This window comes from Paraclostridium dentum (assembly GCF_012922555.1).
GTDB lineage: Bacteria > Bacillota > Clostridia > Peptostreptococcales > Peptostreptococcaceae > Paraclostridium > Paraclostridium dentum.
In genome coordinates this window covers 98,054-121,423 of sequence record NZ_WIPK01000002.1, presented here as the reverse complement: position 1 = coordinate 121,423, position 23,370 = coordinate 98,054, and the positions used below count along the sequence as shown (strand labels likewise).

Annotated in this window: 21 protein-coding genes, 1 tRNA gene and 1 other annotated feature; of the genes, 4 read left to right on the top strand and 18 right to left on the bottom strand. The window is 28.7% G+C overall.

Annotated features, from left to right (window positions below; translation table 11 throughout):
* Positions 1-43: 43 nt before the first annotated feature.
* The 4 genes from holA to GFJ41_RS06520 all read right to left on the bottom strand — a co-directional run bounded on the left by holA (position 44) and on the right by GFJ41_RS06520 (position 4,474).
* Positions 44-1,075, bottom strand: coding sequence for a DNA polymerase III subunit delta (gene holA, locus GFJ41_RS06535; RefSeq protein WP_035114558.1), 1,032 nt, complete (start codon positions 1,073-1,075; stop codon positions 44-46).
* Positions 1,029-2,315, bottom strand: coding sequence for a ComEC/Rec2 family competence protein (locus tag GFJ41_RS06530; RefSeq protein WP_170074925.1), 1,287 nt, complete (start codon positions 2,313-2,315; stop codon positions 1,029-1,031). Before GFJ41_RS06530 ends, holA begins: the two co-directional genes overlap by 47 nt.
* An 85-nt stretch (positions 2,316-2,400) precedes the next feature.
* Positions 2,401-3,567 (bottom strand): GNAT family N-acetyltransferase, encoded by a 1,167-nt coding sequence (locus tag GFJ41_RS06525; protein WP_170074924.1) that lies wholly within the window; start codon positions 3,565-3,567, stop codon positions 2,401-2,403.
* Between the two features lies 1 nt (position 3,568).
* Positions 3,569-4,474, bottom strand: coding sequence for a DUF2156 domain-containing protein (locus GFJ41_RS06520; RefSeq protein WP_025162065.1), 906 nt, complete (start codon positions 4,472-4,474; stop codon positions 3,569-3,571).
* A gap of 162 nt (positions 4,475-4,636) precedes the next feature.
* On the opposite strand from GFJ41_RS06520, the gene GFJ41_RS06515 reads away from it, so the two are divergent.
* On the top strand, positions 4,637-5,461 hold the full coding sequence (locus GFJ41_RS06515; RefSeq protein ID WP_021429800.1) for a ComEC/Rec2 family competence protein: 825 nt from the start codon (positions 4,637-4,639) through the stop codon (positions 5,459-5,461).
* Positions 5,462-5,607: 146 nt separating this feature from the next.
* Here GFJ41_RS06515 and GFJ41_RS06510 read toward each other — a convergent pair whose 3' ends face one another.
* On the bottom strand, positions 5,608-6,312 hold the full coding sequence (locus GFJ41_RS06510) for a tRNA threonylcarbamoyladenosine dehydratase (protein ID WP_035114563.1): 705 nt from the start codon (positions 6,310-6,312) through the stop codon (positions 5,608-5,610).
* An 80-nt stretch (positions 6,313-6,392) separates the two neighbouring features.
* Here GFJ41_RS06510 and GFJ41_RS06505 point away from each other — a divergent pair, with 80 nt between their 5' ends.
* A complete protein-coding gene (locus GFJ41_RS06505; RefSeq protein ID WP_035114565.1) occupies positions 6,393-7,112 on the top strand; it encodes a hypothetical protein in 720 nt (239 codons plus the stop codon).
* A 50-nt stretch (positions 7,113-7,162) separates the two neighbouring features.
* Here the strand turns inward: GFJ41_RS06505 and GFJ41_RS06500 are convergent.
* The 3 genes from GFJ41_RS06500 to GFJ41_RS06490 form a co-directional block, all read right to left on the bottom strand.
* A tRNA-Sec gene (locus GFJ41_RS06500) sits at positions 7,163-7,259 on the bottom strand.
* Between the two features lie 195 nt (positions 7,260-7,454).
* The gene (locus GFJ41_RS06495) at positions 7,455-8,129 is read right to left on the bottom strand and encodes a uracil-DNA glycosylase (RefSeq protein WP_021429882.1); all 675 of its coding nucleotides are present in this window, start codon (positions 8,127-8,129) and stop codon (positions 7,455-7,457) included.
* Positions 8,130-8,143: 14 nt separating this feature from the next.
* Positions 8,144-8,509 carry a NusG domain II-containing protein gene (locus GFJ41_RS06490; protein ID WP_021432075.1) on the bottom strand — a complete coding sequence of 122 codons (366 nt, stop codon included), beginning with the start codon at positions 8,507-8,509 and terminating at the stop codon, positions 8,144-8,146.
* A 61-nt stretch (positions 8,510-8,570) separates the two neighbouring features.
* Here GFJ41_RS06490 and GFJ41_RS06485 point away from each other — a divergent pair, with 61 nt between their 5' ends.
* Complete coding sequence (locus GFJ41_RS06485; protein WP_035114568.1) at positions 8,571-9,617, top strand: FAD:protein FMN transferase; 1,047 nt, start codon at positions 8,571-8,573, stop codon at positions 9,615-9,617.
* 127 nt (positions 9,618-9,744) lie between these two features.
* Here GFJ41_RS06485 and selB read toward each other — a convergent pair whose 3' ends face one another.
* From selB to GFJ41_RS06465, 4 genes are read right to left on the bottom strand one after another with little or no spacing between them, the layout of a single operon-like run.
* A complete protein-coding gene (gene selB, locus GFJ41_RS06480; protein ID WP_170074923.1) occupies positions 9,745-11,628 on the bottom strand; it encodes a selenocysteine-specific translation elongation factor in 1,884 nt (627 codons plus the stop codon).
* Between the two features lie 2 nt (positions 11,629-11,630).
* Positions 11,631-13,040, bottom strand: coding sequence for an L-seryl-tRNA(Sec) selenium transferase (selA, locus tag GFJ41_RS06475; protein ID WP_170074922.1), 1,410 nt, complete (start codon positions 13,038-13,040; stop codon positions 11,631-11,633).
* Between the two features lie 24 nt (positions 13,041-13,064).
* A complete protein-coding gene (gene selD / locus GFJ41_RS06470; protein ID WP_081712357.1) occupies positions 13,065-14,111 on the bottom strand; it encodes a selenide, water dikinase SelD in 1,047 nt (348 codons plus the stop codon).
* Between the two features lie 55 nt (positions 14,112-14,166).
* The gene (locus tag GFJ41_RS06465; protein ID WP_170074921.1) at positions 14,167-14,889 is read right to left on the bottom strand and encodes a ComEA family DNA-binding protein; all 723 of its coding nucleotides are present in this window, start codon (positions 14,887-14,889) and stop codon (positions 14,167-14,169) included.
* 77 nt (positions 14,890-14,966) lie between these two features.
* On the opposite strand from GFJ41_RS06465, the gene GFJ41_RS06460 reads away from it, so the two are divergent.
* Positions 14,967-16,310, top strand: a complete 1,344-nt coding sequence (locus GFJ41_RS06460) for a D-alanyl-D-alanine carboxypeptidase family protein (protein ID WP_035114575.1) — start codon at positions 14,967-14,969, stop codon at positions 16,308-16,310.
* 27 nt (positions 16,311-16,337) lie between these two features.
* Here the strand turns inward: GFJ41_RS06460 and sdaAA are convergent, their stop codons facing one another.
* From sdaAA to rsfS, 6 genes are all read right to left on the bottom strand, one after another.
* Entirely contained in the window at positions 16,338-17,216 is an 879-nt protein-coding gene (sdaAA, locus tag GFJ41_RS06455) for an L-serine ammonia-lyase, iron-sulfur-dependent, subunit alpha (RefSeq protein WP_021432068.1), read from the bottom strand.
* Positions 17,217-17,239: 23 nt separating this feature from the next.
* Positions 17,240-17,914, bottom strand: coding sequence for an L-serine ammonia-lyase, iron-sulfur-dependent subunit beta (gene sdaAB, locus GFJ41_RS06450; RefSeq protein ID WP_021429814.1), 675 nt, complete (start codon positions 17,912-17,914; stop codon positions 17,240-17,242).
* A gap of 121 nt (positions 17,915-18,035) precedes the next feature.
* A complete protein-coding gene (locus GFJ41_RS06445) occupies positions 18,036-18,419 on the bottom strand; it encodes a RidA family protein (RefSeq protein ID WP_025162072.1) in 384 nt (127 codons plus the stop codon).
* Between the two features lie 160 nt (positions 18,420-18,579).
* Entirely contained in the window at positions 18,580-19,791 is a 1,212-nt protein-coding gene (gene ilvA / locus GFJ41_RS06440) for a threonine ammonia-lyase (RefSeq protein ID WP_021429923.1), read from the bottom strand.
* 326 nt (positions 19,792-20,117) lie between these two features.
* Complete coding sequence (leuS, locus tag GFJ41_RS06435; protein ID WP_170074920.1) at positions 20,118-22,538, bottom strand: leucine--tRNA ligase; 2,421 nt, start codon at positions 22,536-22,538, stop codon at positions 20,118-20,120.
* 168 nt (positions 22,539-22,706) lie between these two features.
* Positions 22,707-22,900: a binding site (T-box leader), on the bottom strand.
* Positions 22,901-22,933: 33 nt separating this feature from the next.
* Positions 22,934-23,287, bottom strand: a complete 354-nt coding sequence (gene rsfS / locus GFJ41_RS06430) for a ribosome silencing factor (RefSeq protein WP_025162073.1) — start codon at positions 23,285-23,287, stop codon at positions 22,934-22,936.
* Positions 23,288-23,370: the final 83 nt, after the last annotated feature.

Here is a 23,370-nt window from a genome sequence, read left to right as displayed (position 1 = left end):
AATACTAAAACTAACTACATATTAAATTAATTTGAACAATTCCTTATTGACAATACTTGCTTACAAGTATCTCTACCGCTAAATTATCTTTCATTAGTCCATTCTTTATTTTAAAATCACTTTCTAATATAAAATTTAACATATCAACTACAGCTTCATCAGCAAATAGTCTGCCCTGTTTTAAAGCCTTAGTAACTACAAATGGATGCGCCGATAATTTTTCAGCTATAACTTTAGATGAATACCCTTGGTTTTGTAATTGCCTTGCCTGCATTACTAATTTAAATTGCTTTGAAACCATAGCAAATATACCAAGAACAGATTCACCTTCTAAAATCATATCCGTTACTATTTTCATTGCATGTGATGAATTTTTATTTCCAATCTCATCAATTAGTTTAAATATATCATTTTCAACTTTCTTTTGAGATAATTTATCAATAATAGCTTTTGTTACATTATTTCCTTTGCCTACAAATGAAGCTATTTTATTTATTTCGTTTTCTAAATCAGATAATGTCTTTTCACTGTTTTTATCTCTATATCCTTCTTGCTCTATAAAATACATGATTTCAGAATCATTTATATATACTTCATTTTGCTTGAATCTATTCTTTACCCATTTGAATAAATCCATATCACTTAACTTATCGCAATGATTAACTATTCCAACTTTATTGATTTTTTTAACTAAACTTTTTCTTTTATCTATATCTCCATAAACTAAGAAAACTATAACCGTTGTGCTAGGTACTTTTTCAATATATTCTATAAGCTCACTTTCATCACTATCTGAAAAGTTTTTTTTCTTTCCCTTTAGTAATTCAAAATCTTTTATTATTAAAATTTTCCTCTCATCCATAAATGGAAGTGTTTCTGCATTGCTTAAAATTTGATCTAATGTCAGTTCTTTTCCATCAAGGATATCTAGGTTAAAATCTATCATACTTTCATTTAAACTTTTTTTACAAGTTTTAATTACATTTTCTATTAAATAAAACTCTCTTCCATAAAAAAGATATACATTTTTAAATTCGTTGTTGTTCATGCTCTTGATGATATCCTTGTAATTCATTTCTTTGCTCCTTTATCGTTTTTATTTCTTTATATATCATAAAAATTCCTACTAAAATGTAATATACAATAACTAAAATTTTATTAGAATTTTCAAATTCAATAAAGCTTCCATTTATATTATATAAAAATTCTAATGTCATATATATAAAATCAATTATACTTGTGTTAATCCCAACCATTATTTTAGTTAAAATCAAACTAAACGGCAATACTATAGCACTTAAAATGCTAATGTATATAATTATACTTAAAAGTGGTACAACTACTATATTACTAACTATACATACAATAGATATATTTTTAAAATATAAATATACTATTGGGGATGTTAATATATTAGCCGCTAAAGTAAGAGATAATGTCTTAACTTTTATTTTTTCATTTATATAACCATAGAAGTATATTATAGACAATGTTGCAAGAAAAGACAATTGGAAACTTATATTATAAATCACATAAGGATTATTTATTATTAAGGAAATACCTACAATAGACAGGTTATTTATACTATCTGACCTTTTTTCTACAAAAATTGCCAAATAAGATATCAAGCTACAAACTATAGCTCTTATTATGGACGGAGATTGTCCAACCATAATACTGTAGCTCCACAGTATAAAAGCTAAAAAAGCAAATTTAAGCAAATTGTTTATTTTCCCAAAGCTAAATCCAATTATAGTTATAAGTATACTTACATGAAGTCCTGATAAAGCTAAAATGTGACTTACCCCCGTTTTAGAAAAAATTTCATTTGCTTCTGAATCTATTCCTTCTTTTTCACCTAAAATTATCGAATTTATAAATTTAGATTTGTCTTTATATAAATACTTTATTGTTTTACTTATTTTATCTTTTATGTTAAATAATTTGATATAAATAAAATTATCTCCAATAATTTTATAATCATTTATTTCTATAATCCCTTTATACCCTTTGCTCTTTAGATACCTGCTATAATCAAATTTTTCATCCTTAAAGTTTTCATGTTTTTTTAACGTACCTTTAAAGCTTAGAATTTGACCTGGCTTTATATCTATTTTATTAGAATAATCATTTATTAAATAATCTTCAATCTGGTATTGGACGTAATTATTTTTATTTACTTTATTTTTAACTAGTCCTTCCATTTCTATAGTACAATTTTTATCATTTTTATAATCTTCATTTGTATAAAAACTTGTAACAATAAAGCTTACACTTATCATTATACAAAACACTATAAATATTGGCCTTCTCATAAAAAATCTCCTAGACATACTTTTCTAAATTATGTACATATAAGATTTTTTAAATCAAAAAAAGGAAAAAGTAAATACTTTTTCCTTATACATATTCATTTATATAATTTTCTTTTTTATTAAATATAGAATTTAGTAAATCTATTGCCTTTTTATTTTTATCTGTTACCTCAATATTTTCCACAAATAAAATTTGATTTATATCAGTGTACTCAAAAGCCATTTGACTTAAATTATTTATACTCAATTTAAAGTCAGCTTCACTATTGCTTTTTTTAGCTACTATTTTATTATTTAAAATCTTAACTTCAAAAACATTATCATTTTCTTTTATTTGATTATCATCAATTTTTATATATACACTATCTAAATCCTTATTTTTTATATAAATGTCATTTAAAAAGTCTTCAACATTTATAACTCTTCCCATCATAAACGGTTTTAAACTTATCTCATTATCCTTTAAGTTTGATAATATAAATCTTATATTATCTGTAATAGGAGCCATTAATTTTATATTTTTGCATTGAGTGTTGTGGTTGAAAATAAACTTTAACATAGACTTCAAAGAATTTATATTCTTATAACACATTTCTCTTACAAACATAGTATCTCCCATAATGAAATATATTATATATCCATCATAGTCATTATCTTTATGTATGTAAATATGACCATTTTCACATTTTATTTCTTTAAATAAATTTTCATAATAAAATTTATCTCTAACAACATATCCATTGCATTTAGATACAAACTCGTTATAAATATCAATCATATAATCTATATGACTTTCATTTATTTTTTCAAAATCTCCATTTATTTTAAATTGTTTTAAACCAGCTATATCAATTTTATATTCTAATTGATCATAACAATGCTCATATCCATACTTTTTATATAGTCTATAGTCTATAGGCATAAGTAACGAAACTACTTGTCCTTTTTTATAAAGTTCATTTAATGAAAAGTCCATCATATCTTTCATGTATCCTTTACCTCTTGCATTTGGAAACGTAGAAACACCTACTACATATGACGTCTCGTAAACTTTTTCATTTAACTTTATTTTATATTGATTTAATTGAAGAGAAGACTTAAGTTCATTATCTTCTTTAACAATGACAGTATTTTCAGGCTTATACTTGTTGTTAAAGTAGTACTCAACAAATGATTCTTCATCTCCAAAGCAATAATTCCAAATATCTTTTAAATCCTCTAAATCTTCACCCTTAGCATATCTTATATCCATTTTATGCCTCCATAACCGTATACTTTTCTACAAATTTACATGGATGATATGAAAGCTTAGCTTTTCTAAGTCCTTCAATTCCTAGGTCTTCTTCTCTATTTACAAACTCTACATTTTCAAATTCATGTACTAAAAATTGTTGATTTATATATTGATATAATCCTCTGATTTCTGGATTAGCTTTTTCAATATGAATAAGTGCCATATCGTCATTTATATATTCACCTATAGTAAATGCTTCTAACTTATTGTCTATATATACTCCAGCTACTTTAACTTCGTCTTCTAATACATCATAATTATCAAATATTTTTTTAATTCCTATAAATTCATCATCTATTCCATCATCTACATCGCCTTGTTCAGCTTTATTGCTAGCCCAAGCTTTTAAAAGTTCTATACAATCATCAAACTCTTTTTTACCTAATTTCTTATATTCAAATCTTCCTTCATACTCTTTTAAGAAATAATTTAGATGATTTCTTTTCTTTTGATTTTTTCTTCCCTTTAATGTTCTTAGAGCCTCAGCATCATATACATAGTCAAAATAGTCTCTTTCTTCTATATATTTAAACTTACCTGGATAATCTTTTTGAAGCAACTCAACAACCTCTTTCGTAACAGCTCTTAAGTAAATTTGATGATCTTCATGCTTGAAGTAATTAACCATAAATTCTAAAGCTTCATGTATTTTATCTTTTTTTGCTAATGGAAGTACAGAAAATCTATCTCCTTCATATTCTCCAACAATTAAAGCAAAATCATCATTTGCATAATAACTAGTTTTATAAACATGTCTCCACATATATAAAGTAGTGAAACAATATTCACATGCTTCATAATCAACATGATGGAAAAAAGGTTTTAACTCTTCATATGCATTTATATCAATTTCTTTAAAAATCATAAATAACTCTCCTTTTGATGCTTATATATTAATTTATATACCCAACTTTACCGTTAATTTGAATTAATTTTAAGTTTAAAGTCAAAACTAATAAATAATGTTTTTATTTATTAATATTATCTTTATTTATTCAATATAAACAGGTAATGATTGGAGTATTTAATGAAAAAAATCATATGTTTAACATTTATTATAATAACACTTTTGGTTGGTTGTGGCAAAAAAACGCTCCTATCAGTACATATAATAGATGTAGGTCAAGGTGACAGTATCTTAATTCAAACTCCAAATAAAACTAACATATTAGTTGATGGAGGAGATGAAGATAGCTCTCTTATTATAAAAAAGTTTTTAAAATCTAAAAAAGTAAAAACTATAGATTTCGTTATAGCTACTCATCCAGATACTGACCATATAGGAAGTTTAGATGCTGTTATTGATAAATTTGAAATTTCCAAAGTTTATCTTCCAAATAAAGAAGTAAATAGTGATTCATATTACAATCTAGTTCAATCTTGTAGCATGAAAAATATTCATCCTCAATTCCTTGAAAAAGGAAATGTCATAAATTTAGACAATAACATAAAATTAACCGTCTTAAATCCTTCTTATACCCATTTAGATAATAACTCAAACTCTATCGTCTTCAAATTAGACTATGGTAAAAAATCATTTTTATTTACAGGTGACTGCACATTAGAAAATGAACAAGAAATATTAAATAGTTTTAACTTAAGTAATATAAATTTTTTAAAAGTTGCTCATCACGGCAGCAAAAGCTCTTCAGGTGAAGATTTTATAAACACTATAACTCCTGATGTCGCAGTTATATCTTGTGGGTATGATAACGAATACGGACATCCACATAAAGAAACTTTACTTAATTTATCAAAAACAAACACAAAAGTCTACAGAACTGATAAACAAGGTCACTTGTCCTTTTACAGTGACGGCAATACCATAACCACCTCATCACCACCTAAATAGTAAAGTAAATAAAAAAAGTGATTGAGCCTTACCAAAGTGTCAATGATTAATTCAACCGCCATTTACAGGCGAGATTTTAAAGCCTGTATGAAGGTGAATTAATTTTTGACACTTTGCACTTAGCTACAATCACTTTTTTACTTAGTTTACTTTATTAAATCATTTACTACTACAGATGCTATTGTAAGCCCCCCTACTGAAGGTACAAACGATATACTTCCTGGAGTTATTTTCTTTCCATTCATAATTTTTTCTTTTAACTCTACAGGTTGCTCTGTTGAGTATACAACCTTTAATTTTTTTATCTTTCTATCTCTCAATTCTTTTCTCATAACTTTAGCTAATGGGCACATTTGAGTTTTATATATATCTGTAACTACTATTTTTGTAGGATCCAGCTTATTTCCCATACCCATAGAACTTATTATATTTAAATTCTTTTTAACACAAGTTTCTATCAAATGAATTTTAGAAGTAACCATGTCTATAGCATCTATAACATAATCATATTCTTCACATAATATTTCTTCACTATTTTCAGCTGTATATTTTGCTCTTATTGCTTTTATATCTATATTTGGGTTTATATCTAAAATTCTATCTTTCATTACATCAACTTTGTATTTTCCTACAGTTGAGTGAAGTGCTGGTATTTGTCTATTTATATTAGTTATGTCTACATCATCAAAGTCTACAATAGTCATCTTGCCTACACCGGCTCTAGCTATAGCCTCTGCAGCAAAACTTCCTACTCCTCCAACTCCAAATACAATTACATTTGAATTTTGTAATTTTTCAATTCCTTCATTTCCGATTATAAGACCTGTTCTAGTTTTAAAATTTTTGTTCATGCTTTAAATATCTCCTTGTGTAATTTTTTTCATGTGCAAGAATATAATTTAATATCGATTATACAAATAGGGGTGATGCTTTGAAAAAATTAATTAACTTTCTATTTTATATACTTATAATAAATGTATTAGTTTCACTGCTTTTAATACTCGACGTAAGTTCTTCTAAAAATAATATCCATTCAGATATTATAGAATCCCTATCTAATAACGATAATTATAATTTGATTGTTCAGATTTTAAAAGATACTAATAAAGAAGATTTTATAAGATATATAGATTATATGCAACTCGATATTCATAAAAATTTAGAAAATGGTCCAAATAACTATATAGCATTCTCTATAAGATTGCCTCAAAATAAATCTTTTATATCATTTTATGTAAAAAATAAAGATAATACTTACTCATTTGATTCAATTGTAGATAATTTAGACGATATAAATGAATTTTATTTTTATAAAGATTTTTTAGTAGTTGAGCAAAACTGTGAAGATGAAACTACATACTCAAATGATAAAAAATTTATAGAGATATTTTATCAAGAAGGCCTTAAATATTCATCTAAACTAAAAAAAGATCTATATTTCGAAAAAATAGATTTAAAAAGTAATGATAAAATTAAAGTATCTGGAAGTATGGACTTTCTAGACGACTACCCTCCCCAAATACTATATGTCTCAACAATCTCATCAAATGATAATTCCTTTTCTAAGGACATTTCAAAAGAATTATATATATGGGATAATGACCTTAAACAATTTACAATGAGCCAAAAAGAAAACCTTGCAGATAATTAAGTTATTAAAAGCAAAAAAGAACTTCTATACAGAAGTTCTTTTCATTTAATTGGCGGGAGTGCGTGGGAATCGAACCCACCCAAGAAGCTCTTAACCCCTCATACTAGTTTTGAAGACTAGAGGGCACACCAGCACCCATCCACCCCCATATGGGATGTCCTCTCACTTACAAACTTATATTACCATATATTTTTTTTTGATGCAACTGTTTTTAGCAAACATTTTCATGTTTTTACAATTTTCTATATAATTTAACTTTAATTTTTGTAAATTTTAATTTTTTTAACCTTAAAAAATAAAATCCTTTCACATATTAAAAGGATTTTATTTTTATTATATATTTTATATATTTGGAATTTGCCAGTCTATAGGCTCTTTTCCTAATTTAATTAAGATATCATTAACCTGAGAAAATGGTTTAGATCCAAAAAATCCTCTACTAGCTGATAGTGGACTTGGATGTGCAGATTCTATTATGTAATGTCTATTTGTATCTATTAACTTTTTCTTACTTCTTGCATTATTTCCCCATAGAACAAATATTACAGGATCTTGTCTTAAGTTTAATGTCTCTATTATATGATCTGTGAAAGTCTCCCATCCTTTTCCTTTATGAGAGTTTGCTTCATGAGCTCTAACTGTAAGCGCTGTATTTAATAGTAATATACCTTGTTTTGTCCAAGGAACTAAAAATCCATTATTAGGTATAAAACATTCAAATTCTGAGTTTAATTCTTTATACATATTTAATAAAGATGGAGGTGTTTTTACTCCAGGCTTTACCGAAAATGCAAGCCCATGAGCTTGATTTTCTCCATGATAAGGATCTTGACCTAAGATTAGTACTTTAGTATCTTTGTATGATGTATATTTCAATGCATTAAATATGTCATGCATATCAGGATATATAATATTATTTTTATATTCCTCTTTTAAAAACTCTCTTAATTTCAAATAATATGGTTTTTCAAATTCACCTTTTAATATTTCATCCCAATCGTTTCCTATGTTAACCATTTCTTCACCTACTTTTAATTTGCTATTGTGTCTATATCATTTTTTTCATTACTGATTATTTTTATACTTACCTTATTAGGTATGCACACTATATTTTTATTAGACTTATCTATAAATCCAGTTTTCACACATACTTTGTCTGGACATGATGCATCTACGACTTCAACACCTTTATCATGAATTTTAATCTTGTTAAATCCAGAATCTGTTTTTATAGTTATGTCTTCAGTTGCATCAATAGGAATTTCTTTATATACTTTATTATCTAAATATATAACTATTTTTTCACTTTTATCTTGGTTTTTGAAAAAACTAAAACTTATCCAAATCCCTATTATGATTAAAACTGATAAAATAAGAAAAAAATCGTTTTTCTTCATTTTTATCCTCCAAGCATTTATAATATAATTAAATATATCATAAATATAAAGGGGAAACAGCATGAAAAATAAAAAACTTATACTTTATATAGCAATTTTATCAATTTTAGCTATATTTTCATTTTTAATCTTTAGGCAAAAAATTAATACATATTCAAAAACTATGTACTACCTAGGTACTGTTAATGAAGTTACACTATACACTAAATCTAATGAAAAAGAAGCTAATGATATTTTAAATAATTGTGAAAATATAATAAAAGACATAGATAATAAAATGAATCCATCTACATTATCTAGTGATATTTACAAAATTAATGAAAATGCTGGTAAGTCTTATACTAAAGTATCCCCAGATACTTTTAAAGTTATAAAAACAGCTCTTCACTTTTCAGATTTATCAGATGGGCATTTTGATGTTTCAGTTGGTTCATTAGTTCAACTATGGAATATAGGAAATGAAAAAGCTAGAGTTCCTAGTCAAGATGAAATAAATTCAGTTTTACCTACGATAAATTATAAAAACATAATTTTAGATGAAAAAAATAATAGCGTAATGCTAAAACATAAAGGTACAAAGTTAGACTTAGGGGGAATTGCTAAAGGTTATGCTGCTGACAAAGTAGTTGAATATCTTAAAAAACAAAAAATTGAAGGATCTATAGTAAACTTAGGAGGAAATATTTTTACAATTGGGTCTAAGGATGGTAAAAATAAATTTAATATAGGAGTTCAAGATCCAACTAAGCCTAGAGGAAATGCTATAGGAAGTATATCAACAACAGATAACTCAGTAGTTACATCAGGAATTTATGAAAGATATATAGAAAAAGATGGGAAAATTTATCACCATATATTAAGCCCCAAAACTGGGTACCCTGTTGAAAATGAACTTAGCAGTGTAACTATAGTCTCAAACAATTCAATGAATTGCGACGCACTATCTACTACAGCTTTTTCACTTGGAACTAAAGAAGGTATTAAATTAATAGAATCTTTACCAAACACAGAAGCAATATTTATAACAAAAGATAAAAAAATATACCTAACTCCAGGTCTTAAAGATTCATTTAATCTTAAAGACTCAACCTTCACCATCCAAAATTAAAAAAAGTAAGTATTAACTAAAAGTTAGATATATGGATGTTTCCGAAACACTTAAAGACCGCTCTTTTTAGGTCTTTGTGTGAAGGAAACATCCATATATTTAACAAACTAATCAATACTTACTTTTTTTAAAATAATACTCTTTTATTTTCAACTCTTTTTGTAATCTTATTTCTATCAAAATCTTCTAATATTATCATACAGTTTTTTCTACTTGAATTAACTAAATCTCTATAATCACCTAAAGTTATTTCTTTATTTTCTTCTAAATACTTTATAAGCTTTTCTTTCGCATCATTGTATACTTTTGAAGACATTAAATAACTATCCTCAATTCTTACAACAGTATTTCCTATTAAAGATTCTAATACTTCTTCATATTCTTTTTTATTATTAGTTATATCTTCAATTGCATAAATATTATTTAAGCCTGCATTGTTTAATATTTTCTCTATCTCATTTTTTATTTTTGTTTGCTTTTCGTTAAATACAACATTAAATTTCTTTATCGAAACAAAATTTCCATTAACTTTTATAAGATCATCATTTATAAATAAATCTAGTAAAACATCAAAATCTCTTGTTTTAAATTTACTTTCAACTTTAGATCTAACTTCTTCTTTTAACATACCCTCTCTTAATCTAAATTTCTTATGGTATGCTTGAAGTTCACTTTCTGCTTTTTCTTTTAATGTATTGTATTGGTTTATGTGCATGTACATATTGTTTATACATATAACTTTATCTTGTCCTATAAGCTTTTCTAATGATTTATTTATATTATCTTCACTCTCTCCACTATAACTCATAATTTCTTTTATATTAGGATAGTTTCTAGAGTTATTTTTTAAATAAGCTTCTAATATATCTGAAAGCTCTCCTTTTTCCTTTATTTTAAGAGCTTCTATTATGTTAGTATCAAATCTCTTATGTTTTCTTGGGTTAGTATCTATAACTATACCTCCACCTATTGTTTCCATAGGAGAATATCTTCTAACGACAAACTTATCTCCTTTTTTTGCAACTATACTTTCTTCAAGTCTAAGTTGAACTAAGCCACTTTCTCCTGGCATTATTTCTTCTACCTCTAACGGTACTGCTCTACAAAGTATTTCTCTAGTACCATGGTAAAGTCTTAATCTATCCCAGTGTTTAAGTCCTGCATCTGTATGTTTAACAACGCTTAATCTAACATCTAACATCATTGCTTCTTCTAGTGAATGAGGTGATGCTAACACATCTCCCCTGTTAATCTCTTCAACCTTTACATTAGATATGTTTATAGCTGTTCTTTGCCCAGCATAAGCTGTTTCAACACCCTCTCCATGAACTTGTATGCTTCTTATCTTTGTTTTAAGCTCTTTTGGGTATATTACTAGGTCATCGTCTATACTTATCTTACCTTCTATTAAAGTCCCTGTTACAACTGTACCAAATCCTTTTATAGAAAATACTCTATCTATATTAAGTCTAGCTGGAGTGTCTAGGTTTTTATCTTCTATTTCATCAGTCATTTTATCAATTTTATTGATAAGATTATCTAAACCTTTTTTAGATATAGAGTCTACTTCTATAATTTCTGCATCTTCTAAAAATGTCCCCTTAACTTTTTCTCTTATATCCTCTTTTACTAACTCTCTGAAGTCTTCTTCCACAGTGTCACTTTTAGTTAAGACTATCATTCCTTTTTTTATATTTAAAAATGTTAAAATATCCATATGTTCTACAGTTTGAGGCATAACCCCTTCATCAGCTGCAACAACTAATAAAACCATATCAAGTCCAGATGCTCCTGCTAACATGTTTTTTATAAACTTTTCATGTCCTGGAACATCTACAATCCCTGCTCTTTTATTACTTGGTAAGTCAAAGTAAGTAAATCCTAAATTTATAGATATACCTCTTTTCTTTTCTTCAGCTAATGTGTCTGTTTCTCTTCCTGTAAGTGCTTTTATAAGAGTGGTTTTACCGTGGTCTATATGTCCAGCCGTTCCTATTATTACGTTTTTCATGTTTAACCTCCTATTAAAGCTTTTTCTAATTCATTTTTTACAATTTCAAATTCATCTTCAAATATAGTTCTTGAATCTAATACATACTTATCATCATAAACTCTAGCTATAATATGAGCATCACTTAATCTAAGTTTCTTTTCTAATGTTGAAACATTTATATTTTTAGGAGTTATAGATATAACTTTAGAATCTATAGTCTCTAAAGGCATAGATCCCCCTCCAACTTGAGATAACCCATCTTCAATTGTTATATTTGCATATTTATCTAAATGTTTTATTTTTTCATATAAGTTGTTAGCTTTTACTTCTAATTCATCAATTGTATAAGTTAACATTTTTAATGTTGGAATTTCTTTTCTTGCTTTTTCTTCGTCTAAGTACATTCTTAATGTAGCTTCTAAAGCACATATAGTTAGTTTATCTACTCTTAAAGCTCTTGTAAGTTGATTCTTTTTCATTTTTTCAATATATTCTTTTTTACCAACTATAATACCTGCTTGAGGTCCACCTAGCATCTTATCTCCACTAAAAGTAACTACATCTGCACCTTTTCTAATAGAATCTAATACTGTTGGCTCATAACTTAATCCATACTTAGATATATCTAAGAAAACACCACTACCTAAATCCTCAATTACAGGTAAATCATGTTTTTTGCCTAGTTCACATAATTCATCTACATCCACACTTTGTGTAAATCCAAGTATTCTATAATTACTTGTGTGAACTTTCATAAGAACTTTAGTATTTTCATTTATTTCTTCTTCATAATCTTTTAAATGAGTTTTATTAGTTGAACCAACTTCAACTAGGTCAGCTCCACTTAACGCCATTATACTCGGTATTCTAAAAGAACCACCAACTTCAACTAACTCACCTCTAGATACTATAGCTTCCCCACCTTTTGCCATAGTGCTTAATACCAGTAGTACAGCTGCTGCATTATTGTTAACTACTAATACATCTTCAGCCCCAGTCAATCGTTTTATAGTATCTGTTAAGTGGGTATATCTTGAACCCCTTTGTCCTTTATCTATATCATATTCCAAGTTTGAATATCTAGATGCAGCTTCCCAAAGCTCATCTTTTATACTTTCACTAAGAAGTGATCTTCCTAGATTTGTATGAAGTACTGTTCCTGTAGCATTTATCACTTTCTTTAATGATAATGAGTATTTTAAATTACATTTATTAATTGTGTTTCTCACTACTTCATCTATAGTTATATCAAACTTATCAAAATTTTCCTCTTTTAATTCTACTATTTCTCTTCTTTTTTCTTCTATAGATTCTCTTATACCTTCAAGTAAAATATTTCTTGGATATTCATTTAACGCATTTATTATCATTTCTTGGTTTAACATCTCATCTACTGAAGGTAATTGAGCAAATAATTCTCTTTTATTCATTAAAGTTCCTCTCCCCTTAAGTCATTACTTTACTGTTATATACTTTTCTTCTTTATCTACAACAGTTCCTATTATTTTAGCTTCTATAGACCCATTCTTCTTCATATCTTCTACTAATATATCTGCTAGATTACTTTCTACAGAAATAAGTAATCCTCCTGATGTTTGAGGGTCATATAATATATCTTCCATAGCTTCTTCTATGTTTTCTAATTTAACATCACTTGATATATATTGTTTATTTCTATACATACCAGCTGGTATTATTCCCATTTTAGCCATGTCAATAGCACCATTTAATATAGGAATCTCATTAGCATTTAGTTCCATACTAACGTCTGATGCTTTTGCCATCTCTAATGCATGTCCTAAAAGTCCAAATCCTGTTATATCTGTAACTGAGTTTACCTTTATATTATCAAAGCTCATAGCTGCATATTTATTTAAATGAACCATAGTTTCAACTACGATTTTAGAAGTTTCTTCATCTACTAAACCTTCTTTCATAGCAGTATTTAATATTCCTACTCCTATAGGCTTAGTTATAACTAGTTTATCCCCTACTTTTGCAGTTGCATTAGATAAAACTTTATCAGGATGTACTGTTCCTGATACTGATAACCCATATTTAGGTTCTTTATCATCAACAGTGTGTCCTCCAACTAATAAAGCTCCACTTTCTTTTACCTTATCCATTCCACCTTTTAATATTTCTGCTAGTACATTCATATCATGACATGCTGGGAAACATACTATGTTCATGGCAACTAAAGGCTTTCCTCCCATAGCATAAACATCCGATAATGAGTTAGATGCTGCTATTTGTCCAAATATGTACGGATCATCTATCATTGGAGTGAAAAAATCTAAAGTTTGAATTAAAGCTGTTTCATCATTTAATTTATAAACAGCCGCATCATCTGAAGTTTCAAGTCCAACTAATAAATTTTCTTTTTTATCCGATGTATTTTTAGGTAATTGAGATAATACCGATGCCAGTACCTCTGGCCCTATTTTAGCGGCTCACCCTCCTGAAGTTGTCATATCTGTAAGTCTTTTCATCATTTCCATAATTATGTCTCCTTTCTTTAAAGCATTACATAACTAATAATATCATAATTAGCATTTATTGAATACAGATATAATCCTTCAAATCATTAAATTTATTTTCACCTATCCCTTTTACATTTTTTATTTCGTCAATTGATTTAAACTCCTTATTTTCTTCTCTGTAATCTATTATTTTTTGTGCGGTAACCTCTCCAACTCCAGGTAATGAATCTAATTCTTCTTTAGATGCACCATTTATATTTATATTTATTTTTTTATTGTCACCCTCAGTGCTATCATTACCATCATTGTTGTTATTTTCAACATTTTCATTTGAATCATTAAGTGCTATTTCTTCACCTTCTTTAGGTATTATATAATGACCCTCATCCTTAACTTTCATAGCTAAATTAATTCTATTTGTGTCAGCTTCATCAGTAAGTCCATCACAAAGCTTTACACCTTCCATTAACCTTTCATTACTTTTTAATTCTACAACTCCAGGAGAATTTACAGCTCCACTTATATAAATACTAATTTTTTTAGTCATATTTTCAGTTTTATCAACAGTTTTTACATCTTCAATATTTTCTATTTTTGAGAAATCCCCTTGATTATTATCATTTTTTTCAATATCATTTTTTTCAATATCATTATTTTCTAAATTAGATTTTTCACTTTCTGCACCACTTACAACATAAGAATCATTTTTTTCTATAAATTTATTATTTTTAATTAAAAAAACTGAACTTATGGCAATAATCACAATTATAATAATAAAATTTTTTTTCTGCTTCATTTTATCACTCCTTCAAATTTGATTATTGACATAAATATGTTATACTAAAATATAAGTTTACAATCGGAGGACAAAAAATGTTAAAAAAAGTATCAGTATTATTATCATTCATAATAACTTTTGTTAATTTATTTGCATTTGGTAATATTTCATTCGCAGAAACACCACCTCCTAATATATCTGCTCAATATGCAGTTTTAATGGATTATACAAGTGGACAAGTTTTATATGAAAAAAATTCTAATGCAAATTTATACCCAGCATCTACAACTAAGATGTGGACTGCCTACCTTACGTTAAAATATGCCAAAAACCTAGATGAGGTTGTAACTGTTGGTAATATAGGAACTGTAGGTGGAACAAGTATGTATTTAGTTCCAGGGGAGCAAGTTACAGTTAGGCAACTATTAGAAGGTTTACTTTTAGTTTCTGGAAATGATGCAGCTGTTGTTTTAGCTCAACATATTAGTGGATCTATTCCGGAATTTGCAAATTTAATGAACGAAGAAGCTAAAAAGATAGGTGCTAAAAATACTCATTTCCATAATCCAAATGGATTACCTGACCCTGAACATTACACATCAGCTTATGATATGGCTTTAATGGCAAGAGAAGCAATGAATAATGAAGATTTTAGAAACATAGTAAATAAAAAAACAATAAAAGTACCAGCTACAAATTTATCACCAGAAAGAACATTAATTAACACAAACAAATTTTTAACAGGAACTACTACTATTCCTTATAAAGGACAAAATACAGATATTAAGTATGACATAGTAGATGGTATAAAAACTGGATATACAGATGATGCTGGTAAGTGTTTACTTTCTAGCGCCAAAAAAGATGATATGAGATTAGTTGCTGCTGTATTTAAAGCAGATGGTGAACCTAACTTATATACAGATAGTAGAACTCTTTTAGATTACGGATTTGATAATTTCAAGTCTCAAAAAGCGATTGAGAAAAATGATTTTGTAGACTCTAAGTTTATATGGTATGCAAAAGGAAGAAAATTAGAATATGCACCTAAGTATAGTTATTATACAGTTATTAATAAAGGTGAAACTACGCCTACATTTGAAGCTAAAGCTAATTTAAATGATATAAAGCTTCCAATAAAAAAAGGGGATACTGTAGGTACATTAGAGGTTTATAAGGATAAAGGTAAAAATCCTGTTGCAAACATCCCTCTAATAGCTCAGAATGATGTTACAAATGTATTTTCATCAATATTGAACAATCCAATAGTAAAAAGCTTCCAATCAATTATAATTGGTGCAATTTTAATAGTTGTACTTTTCATTGTGTTAGTTTTAGTTAGAAAAAAGGTAAGAAGAAAGAAAAGAAGAAAAAATATATATGCGAAGAAAAAAAGCAATATGTATTCAAATAAAAAAAATCGTAGAAGAAGACATTAAAAAAAGAGGCTAATAGCCTCTTTTTTATTATCCGAATATTTTTTTAGTTAAGCAGTTTCCTGTACAAGTAGCAGCAACTCCACCTAATGCAGTTTCTCTTAACTCCATTGGAAGACCTCTACCAACTTTATACATAGCTTCAACAGTTTCATCAAATGGTATTATATTTAATATTCCAGCTAAACAAAGTTCTGCAGATATTAAAGCGTTAGCAACACCTATAGCATTTCTTCCTTGACAAGGAACTTCAACAAGACCTGCTATTGGATCACAAACTAATCCCATTACATTTTGTAAACAGTGAGATGCAGCAGCAACAGCAGCTTCTACACTTCCACCCATTAACTCAACTATACCAGCAGCACTCATTGCAGCTGCAGCACCAGTTTCAGCTTGGCATCCACCTTCAGCTCCTGCAACAGTTGCATTTCTAGTTATTATAGCTCCTATAGCTGATGCTGTAAATAATGCATCTAACATTTCATCATCACTGAATCCATATTCTTTACCTATAGTAACTATAGCTCCTGGTAATATACCACAAGAACCAGCTGTAGGTGCAGCAACTATAAGACCCATAGAAGCATTTACTTCCATTGTTCCCATTGCAGCAGCTAAAGCTTTATTCATTAATCCACCACAAACTGTTTTTTGAGTATTTCTGTGATTTTCTAATTTTTTAGCTTCTCCACCTATTAAACCTCCAACAGATTTTATATCTTCTGTTACAGCTCTTTCAGTAGCTTTTTTCATTATATCTAAACTAACAGCCATTTTTTCTCTTACTTCTTCTTTAGAAAGTCCGCTTAATTCAGCTTCTCTTTCTAAACATAATTGACCTATAGTCATGTTAAATTCTTTACATTTTTCTATTAATTCTGCTCCGCTTGTAAAGTTGTATTTCATATTCTGTCACCCTTCCTTACTCATTAGAATTTGTCTAAAACTACAGCTTTTGCTATAACTTCAAATTTTCTTAATTGATCTAATACATCAACATCTAAAGCTTCATCTGTTTCTATTGTAACGAATGTATACTCAGCTCCAGCTGGCTTATTAGTAGACATATTTGCTATATTCTTGTTATTATGAGCAAGAAGTCCAGTTACGAAAGATACAGCTCCTGGTATGTCTTTTATTTCAAGTATAACTGCTGGTCTAGAACCGTTAAAGTCAAGTGGTAATCCGTCCATTTCAGTAAGTTTAATGTTTCCACCACCTATAGATGCTCCTTTAACTTCTGCCTTAGACCCATCTTCTAAAGTCATTTCCATTTTAACTGTGTTAGGATGTTCGTTTTCTCCTAAGTTAGCTTTAATGAATTCAAAGCTTACACCTAATTCTTTAGCTAAATCGAAAGAATTTCTTATTCTAGCGTCGTCTGGTTGGAATCCTAATATACCACCAACTAATGCTTTATCTGTTCCATGTCCTTTGTATGTTTCTGCGAATGATCCATGTAAATAGAACTTAACATCTTTAACAGGTTTACCTGCTATTTTTAATGCCATTTTCCCTAATCTTGCAGCACCTGCAGTGTGCGAGCTTGATGGACCTATCATATTTGGTCCTACGACATCAAATACACTATAATCTTTAGCCATTAATAATACCTCTTTTCATCAAATTGTCTTTTTTCTTTTGTTTTGTAAATGATTTCCAATAGTCGCTTAACTCATAAAATGACCATCCTATAAAGAGGTATGGCCATTTTAAAGTCTATTATTATTTTACTATAGCTATAGCTTCTATTTCAACTTTAACATCTCTTGGTAATCTAGCTACTTCTACACAAGATCTAGCTGGTTTGTTTTCACCGAAGAAAGAAGCGTATACTTCATTTATTTCAGCAAAATCATTCATATCACTTATGAATACTGTAGTCTTAACTACATCTGCAAAAGTTGCTCCTGATGCAGCTAATATTTCTTTTAAGCTTTCTAATGATCTAGCAGCTTGCTCTTTTGCTCCACCTTCAACTATTTCCATAGTTTCTGGGTTAAATGGAACTTGTCCTGATACGAATACCATGTTTCCATTTTTTATAGCTTGAGAGTATGGTCCTATTGCTTTAGGAGCCTTTTCTGTATGTATTACTTGTTTCATAATCAATCTCTCCTTCTTTTATATAGGTTTTGTTTTTATATTATACTTTTTTCAGTAATATTATACTACTAAATTGTATATATTGTATACAGAATATAGTAAAAAAGTGGAAATTATGCAAGCATAATTTCACTTTTTTATTATATACCCATTATATCATAAATTAATCTTCTATTGCAAACCCTGCAGACTCTACTGCTGATTTTATTTTATCTATATGAGCTTGGTCGAATGTTTCTAATTCTATTTCAAGATATAAACTTCCAAGAGTTTCTTTTGGTGGTCTTGTCATATTTGCATTTAATATGTTTGCATTTAATCCACTTATTATTTGAGTTAACTCAGCTAATCCGCCTGGCTTATCTTGTATTTTAGTTTTGAATGCATATCTTCTACCTTCTGAAGTTAATGCAGTTCCTATAACTCTGTATAATGTGTTAACATCTACGTTACCTCCAGATATTACACATACAACGTTTTCACCTTTAGCTGGTTTGTATTTTCCGCTTAATAATGCAGCTGTTGATACTGCCCCTGAACCTTCTGATACTAATTTTTGGTTTTCTAATAAGAATAACATAGCTTGTGCTATTTCAGTTTCTTCAACAACTATTACTTCATCAACTAACTCTTTTATTATTTCAAAAGTATGATCTCCAGGAGTTTTAACTGCTATACCGTCAGCTATTGTAGTAGCTTTAAATGCAGTTGTAACATGTCCTTGTTCTATAGATTCTTTCATTGATGGTATGTTAGCAGTTTGAACACCTATTATTTTAACATTTGGGTTTAAAGCTTTAGCAGCAGTTGCTATACCAGCTATTATTCCCCCTCCACCGATTGGGCATAATATAGTGTCAACATTTGAATTTAATTGTTCAAATATTTCAAGAGCTATTGTTCCTTGTCCAGCCATAACATATTTGTCATTGAATGGATGTAAGAAAGTTGCTCCAGTTTCTTTTTGTATTTCAACAGCTTTTGCATATGCATCATCATATACTAAACCTTCTTGAACTACTTCTGCTCCATATCCTTTAGTTGCAGTAACTTTTGCAAGTGGTGCAGTAGCTGGCATTACTATTGTAGCTTTTATTCCGCTTAGTTTAGCTCCAAGTGCAACACCTTGTGCATGATTTCCAGCACTTGATGCTATAACACCGTTTGCCTTCTCTTGATCAGTTAAACTTGCTATTTTGTTGCAAGCTCCTCTTACTTTAAAAGATCCAGTCTTTTGTAAGTTTTCACATTTATAATATACGTTTGCCCCAGTCTTTTCACTTAGCTTAACGCTTTCTAACAAATCAGTTGTTTTAACTATGTCTTTTATAGTTTCTCTAGCATCTTTAACATCTTGTAATGTAACTCTTGTCATTTTACTCACTCCCATAATGTTTAGATTTAATTTATAATTGTTTGACATCTTTATTGTATATACTTTCCCATCAAAAATCAACAGGAAAACATTTTTTGGGAATTTTTCAATTTGTCAAAAAATTTACAAACGTGTTGATTCCTCTGTTTTCCTGTTATTTTTCCCCTAAAAAAATTTTTTATTTTTTTTAATTTAATTTTATTTTTAATGATTTTTTCATTTTAAATTTTAAAATCACCTTATTTTTTTAGTTAGATTGCTTACTTATGTAAATAAAAAAAGGTCTTTTTTAAAAAGACCTTTTTTTATTCTATATAACTTATTTATTATTTTACAACTATATTAACAAGCTTTTTAGGAACAGCTACTACTTTTACTATTGTTTTTCCTTCTACTAAAGCTTTTATCTTTTCATCATTCATTGCAGCTTCTTGCATATCTTCTCTTGATATATTAGCAGCAACACTTAATTTTCCTCTTACTTTACCGTTTATTTGAACTACAACTTCAACTTCATCTTTAACTAAAGCAGATTCATCATATTTTGGCCAAGATATATCAAATATACTTCCTTCTTTGCCTATCATAGTCCATAATTCTTCACCTATATGAGGAGCAAATGGAGCTATTATTGTCACTATAGTTTCTATAGCTTCTTTTATAACTGCATCATTTCTAGTTTCTAATTCTTTATATTTGTACATTTCGTTTATTAATTCCATTAATGCAGATATTGCAGTATTGAAACCAAACTTCTCATTTAAGTCTTCAGTTACTTTCTTTAATGTAGCATTTATAGTGAATCTCATAGCTTTATCTTCTTTAGTTAATTCACCCATAGTAGCATCACATTTAGCTTTATCAGCTAATTCATCAACTAATCTATAAACTCTATTTAAGAATCTAAAGCATCCTTCAACACCTTGTTCTGACCATTCTAAATCTCTTTCTGGTGGTGCTGCAAATAATACGAATAATCTAGCAGTGTCAGCTCCGTACTCGTCTATTATTTCAAGTGGAGATACAACATTTCCTTTAGACTTACTCATCTTAGTTCCATCTTTTAAAACCATACCTTGAGTTAATAAGTTTTTAAATGGTTCTTTGAAGTCTAACATTCCCATTTCATTAAATGCTTTAACAAAGAATCTTGCGTAAAGCAAGTGCATTATAGCATGTTCTACTCCACCTATATATTGATCAACTGGCATCCAATTGTTAACTGCATCCTTACTAAATGGCTCATTAGTATTTTGAGCATCTATATATCTTAAGAAATACCAAGAAGAATCAACAAAAGTATCCATTGTATCTACTTCTCTTCTAGCTGGCTTTCCACAACATGGGCAAGTAGCATTCATAAACTCTTTTGATGTAGTAAGTGGTGATTCACCTTTACCTGTAAATTCTATATCTGTTGGTAATAATACAGGTAAGTTTTCTTTCTTCTCAGGTACTAATCCACACTCATCACAGTATACTACAGGTATTGGACATCCCCAATATCTTTGTCTAGAAAGTAACCAGTCTCTTAATCTATAGTTAACTGTTTTCTTTCCTATTCCCATTTCTTCTATTTTTTCTATTATTGCATCAAATGCTTTTGAAGCTTTCATTCCATCAAACTCACCAGAGTTTACCATTACGTTATCTTCATTTATAACCTCAACTACGTTTAAGTTATATTTAGCTGCAAATTCAGCATCTCTTTCATCATGAGCTGGAACTGCCATAACTGCACCTGTTCCATAGTCAACTAATACATAGTTTGCTATCCATAACTCAACTTTTTGTCCGTTTAATGGATTTATAACATGTTTACCTATGAACATTCCTTCTTTTTCTAAGTCGCTTGAAGTTCTTTCTATTTCAGTCATAGTGTACATTTTAGTTATAAACTTTTCTACAGCTTCTTCATACTCAGTTCCAGCAACTAATTCTTTCACTAAATCATGTTCTGGAGCTAAAACCATGTAAGAAACTCCGTGTACTGTATCTGGTCTAGTTGTAAATACTGTTACTGATTTATCACTTCCATCTATATCGAAAGTTATTTCAGCTCCAGTACTTTTTCCTATCCAGTTTCTTTGCATTGTTTTAACTTTTTCTGGCCATCCATCTAAAGTATCTAAATCTTGAAGTAACTCTTCTGCAAAGTGAGTAGTTTTAAAATACCATTGTTCTAAGTCTTTTTTAACTACTACTGAATCACATCTTTCACAAGCTCCTTGAACAACTTGCTCATTAGCTAAAACTGTTTCACAAGATGGACACCAGTTAACAAAAGATTTTTTCTTGTATGCTAATCCATGCTCTAAGAACTTTAAGAATATTTCTTGAGTGAACTTGTAGTACTCTGGAGTAGATGTTGCTATTTCTCTATCCCAATCATAGCTAAGTCCTAATAATTTTAATTGACCCTTCATGTCTTCTATGTTTTCCATAGTCCACTTATGAGGATGTATTCCATGCTTTATAGCCGCATTTTCAGCTGGAAGTCCGAATGAATCCCATCCCATTGGATGAAGAACATTGTAACCTTGCATCTTTTTAAATCTAGCTATAACATCACCTATAGAGTAGTTTCTAACGTGCCCCATGTGTATTTTACCTGATGGGTATGGTAACATTTCTAATGTGTAGTATTTTGGTTTTGTTGTATCATTAGTATCAGTTTTGTATTGATCATTTTGATCCCAAGTTTTTTGCCATTTAGATTCAACTTCATTTGGTTTATAAACGTTCATTTTTTTACCTCCTATTTTTTTGTTTCGCGAAAGCTCGCTCGTTGTTAGGTTAATCATTTCCTTAGCATGAAGTCCTTCGGACTTTAAATGCTTCCTCAATGATTAATCGGACAACTTCGCTATACATTTTCACGTATAAAAAAATCCCCGTCACTAAACAAATTAATGTTTAGGGACGAGGATATTACTCGCGGTACCACCCTAATTGATTATTTTTAAAAAATAATCCTCTCGTACTAGTCTTTATACCAACTACGGTTAAATAGATTGTATCTAGCAAGTTCAAATCAATTTAATACTAGTTCACACCATACACTAGCTCTCTGAAATCTAAATTTAATTTTACTACTCTAGTCTATTTTAATTTTTAATTATATCTTATTATTATATAATCATTAAGCTAATGTGTCAACATCAACATATGGAGCATCTTTCCACATTTTCTCTAGGTTATAGTATGCTCTATTTTCTTCATTAAATACGTGAACCATTATATCTCCAAAGTCTAATAGTATCCACTCTTGTGTTTCGTATCCTTCTTTACCTCTTGATTCTATACCTAACTTAGTAAGTTCATCCTCTACATTATCAGCTATAGCTTTTACTTGTCTTTGAGATCCTGCTGTAGCTATTACGAAGTAATCACATAAACTTGATACTTCTCCTACTTTTATTATAGATATATCTTTACCTAGTTTATCATCAATAGCATCATATATAACTTTAACCATTTGTTCTACTGTCGTCATATTAAATTCCTACCTTCCTTATTTTTTGCGTTTTTATATTATACCACAAAAAACTAACTTCATAATACTAAATTTATATTCTT

Coding starts and splice junctions, on each gene's coding strand:
- holA (WP_035114558.1), bottom strand. CDS start 1,075: ATGAATTACAAGGATATCATCAAGAGCATGAACAACAACGAATTTAAA.
- GFJ41_RS06530 (WP_170074925.1), bottom strand. CDS start 2,315: ATGAGAAGGCCAATATTTATAGTGTTTTGTATAATGATAAGTGTAAGC.
- GFJ41_RS06525 (WP_170074924.1), bottom strand. CDS start 3,567: ATGGATATAAGATATGCTAAGGGTGAAGATTTAGAGGATTTAAAAGAT.
- GFJ41_RS06520 (WP_025162065.1), bottom strand. CDS start 4,474: ATGATTTTTAAAGAAATTGATATAAATGCATATGAAGAGTTAAAACCT.
- GFJ41_RS06515 (WP_021429800.1), top strand. CDS start 4,637: ATGAAAAAAATCATATGTTTAACATTTATTATAATAACACTTTTGGTT.
- GFJ41_RS06510 (WP_035114563.1), bottom strand. CDS start 6,312: ATGAACAAAAATTTTAAAACTAGAACAGGTCTTATAATCGGAAATGAA.
- GFJ41_RS06495 (WP_021429882.1), bottom strand. CDS start 8,129: ATGGTTAACATAGGAAACGATTGGGATGAAATATTAAAAGGTGAATTT.
- GFJ41_RS06490 (WP_021432075.1), bottom strand. CDS start 8,509: ATGAAGAAAAACGATTTTTTTCTTATTTTATCAGTTTTAATCATAATA.
- GFJ41_RS06485 (WP_035114568.1), top strand. CDS start 8,571: ATGAAAAATAAAAAACTTATACTTTATATAGCAATTTTATCAATTTTA.
- selB (WP_170074923.1), bottom strand. CDS start 11,628: ATGAAAAACGTAATAATAGGAACGGCTGGACATATAGACCACGGTAAA.
- selA (WP_170074922.1), bottom strand. CDS start 13,040: ATGAATAAAAGAGAATTATTTGCTCAATTACCTTCAGTAGATGAGATG.
- GFJ41_RS06465 (WP_170074921.1), bottom strand. CDS start 14,889: ATGAAGCAGAAAAAAAATTTTATTATTATAATTGTGATTATTGCCATA.
- GFJ41_RS06460 (WP_035114575.1), top strand. CDS start 14,967: ATGTTAAAAAAAGTATCAGTATTATTATCATTCATAATAACTTTTGTT.
- sdaAA (WP_021432068.1), bottom strand. CDS start 17,216: ATGAAATACAACTTTACAAGCGGAGCAGAATTAATAGAAAAATGTAAA.
- sdaAB (WP_021429814.1), bottom strand. CDS start 17,914: ATGGCTAAAGATTATAGTGTATTTGATGTCGTAGGACCAAATATGATA.
- ilvA (WP_021429923.1), bottom strand. CDS start 19,791: ATGACAAGAGTTACATTACAAGATGTTAAAGATGCTAGAGAAACTATA.
- leuS (WP_170074920.1), bottom strand. CDS start 22,538: ATGAACGTTTATAAACCAAATGAAGTTGAATCTAAATGGCAAAAAACT.
- rsfS (WP_025162073.1), bottom strand. CDS start 23,287: ATGACGACAGTAGAACAAATGGTTAAAGTTATATATGATGCTATTGAT.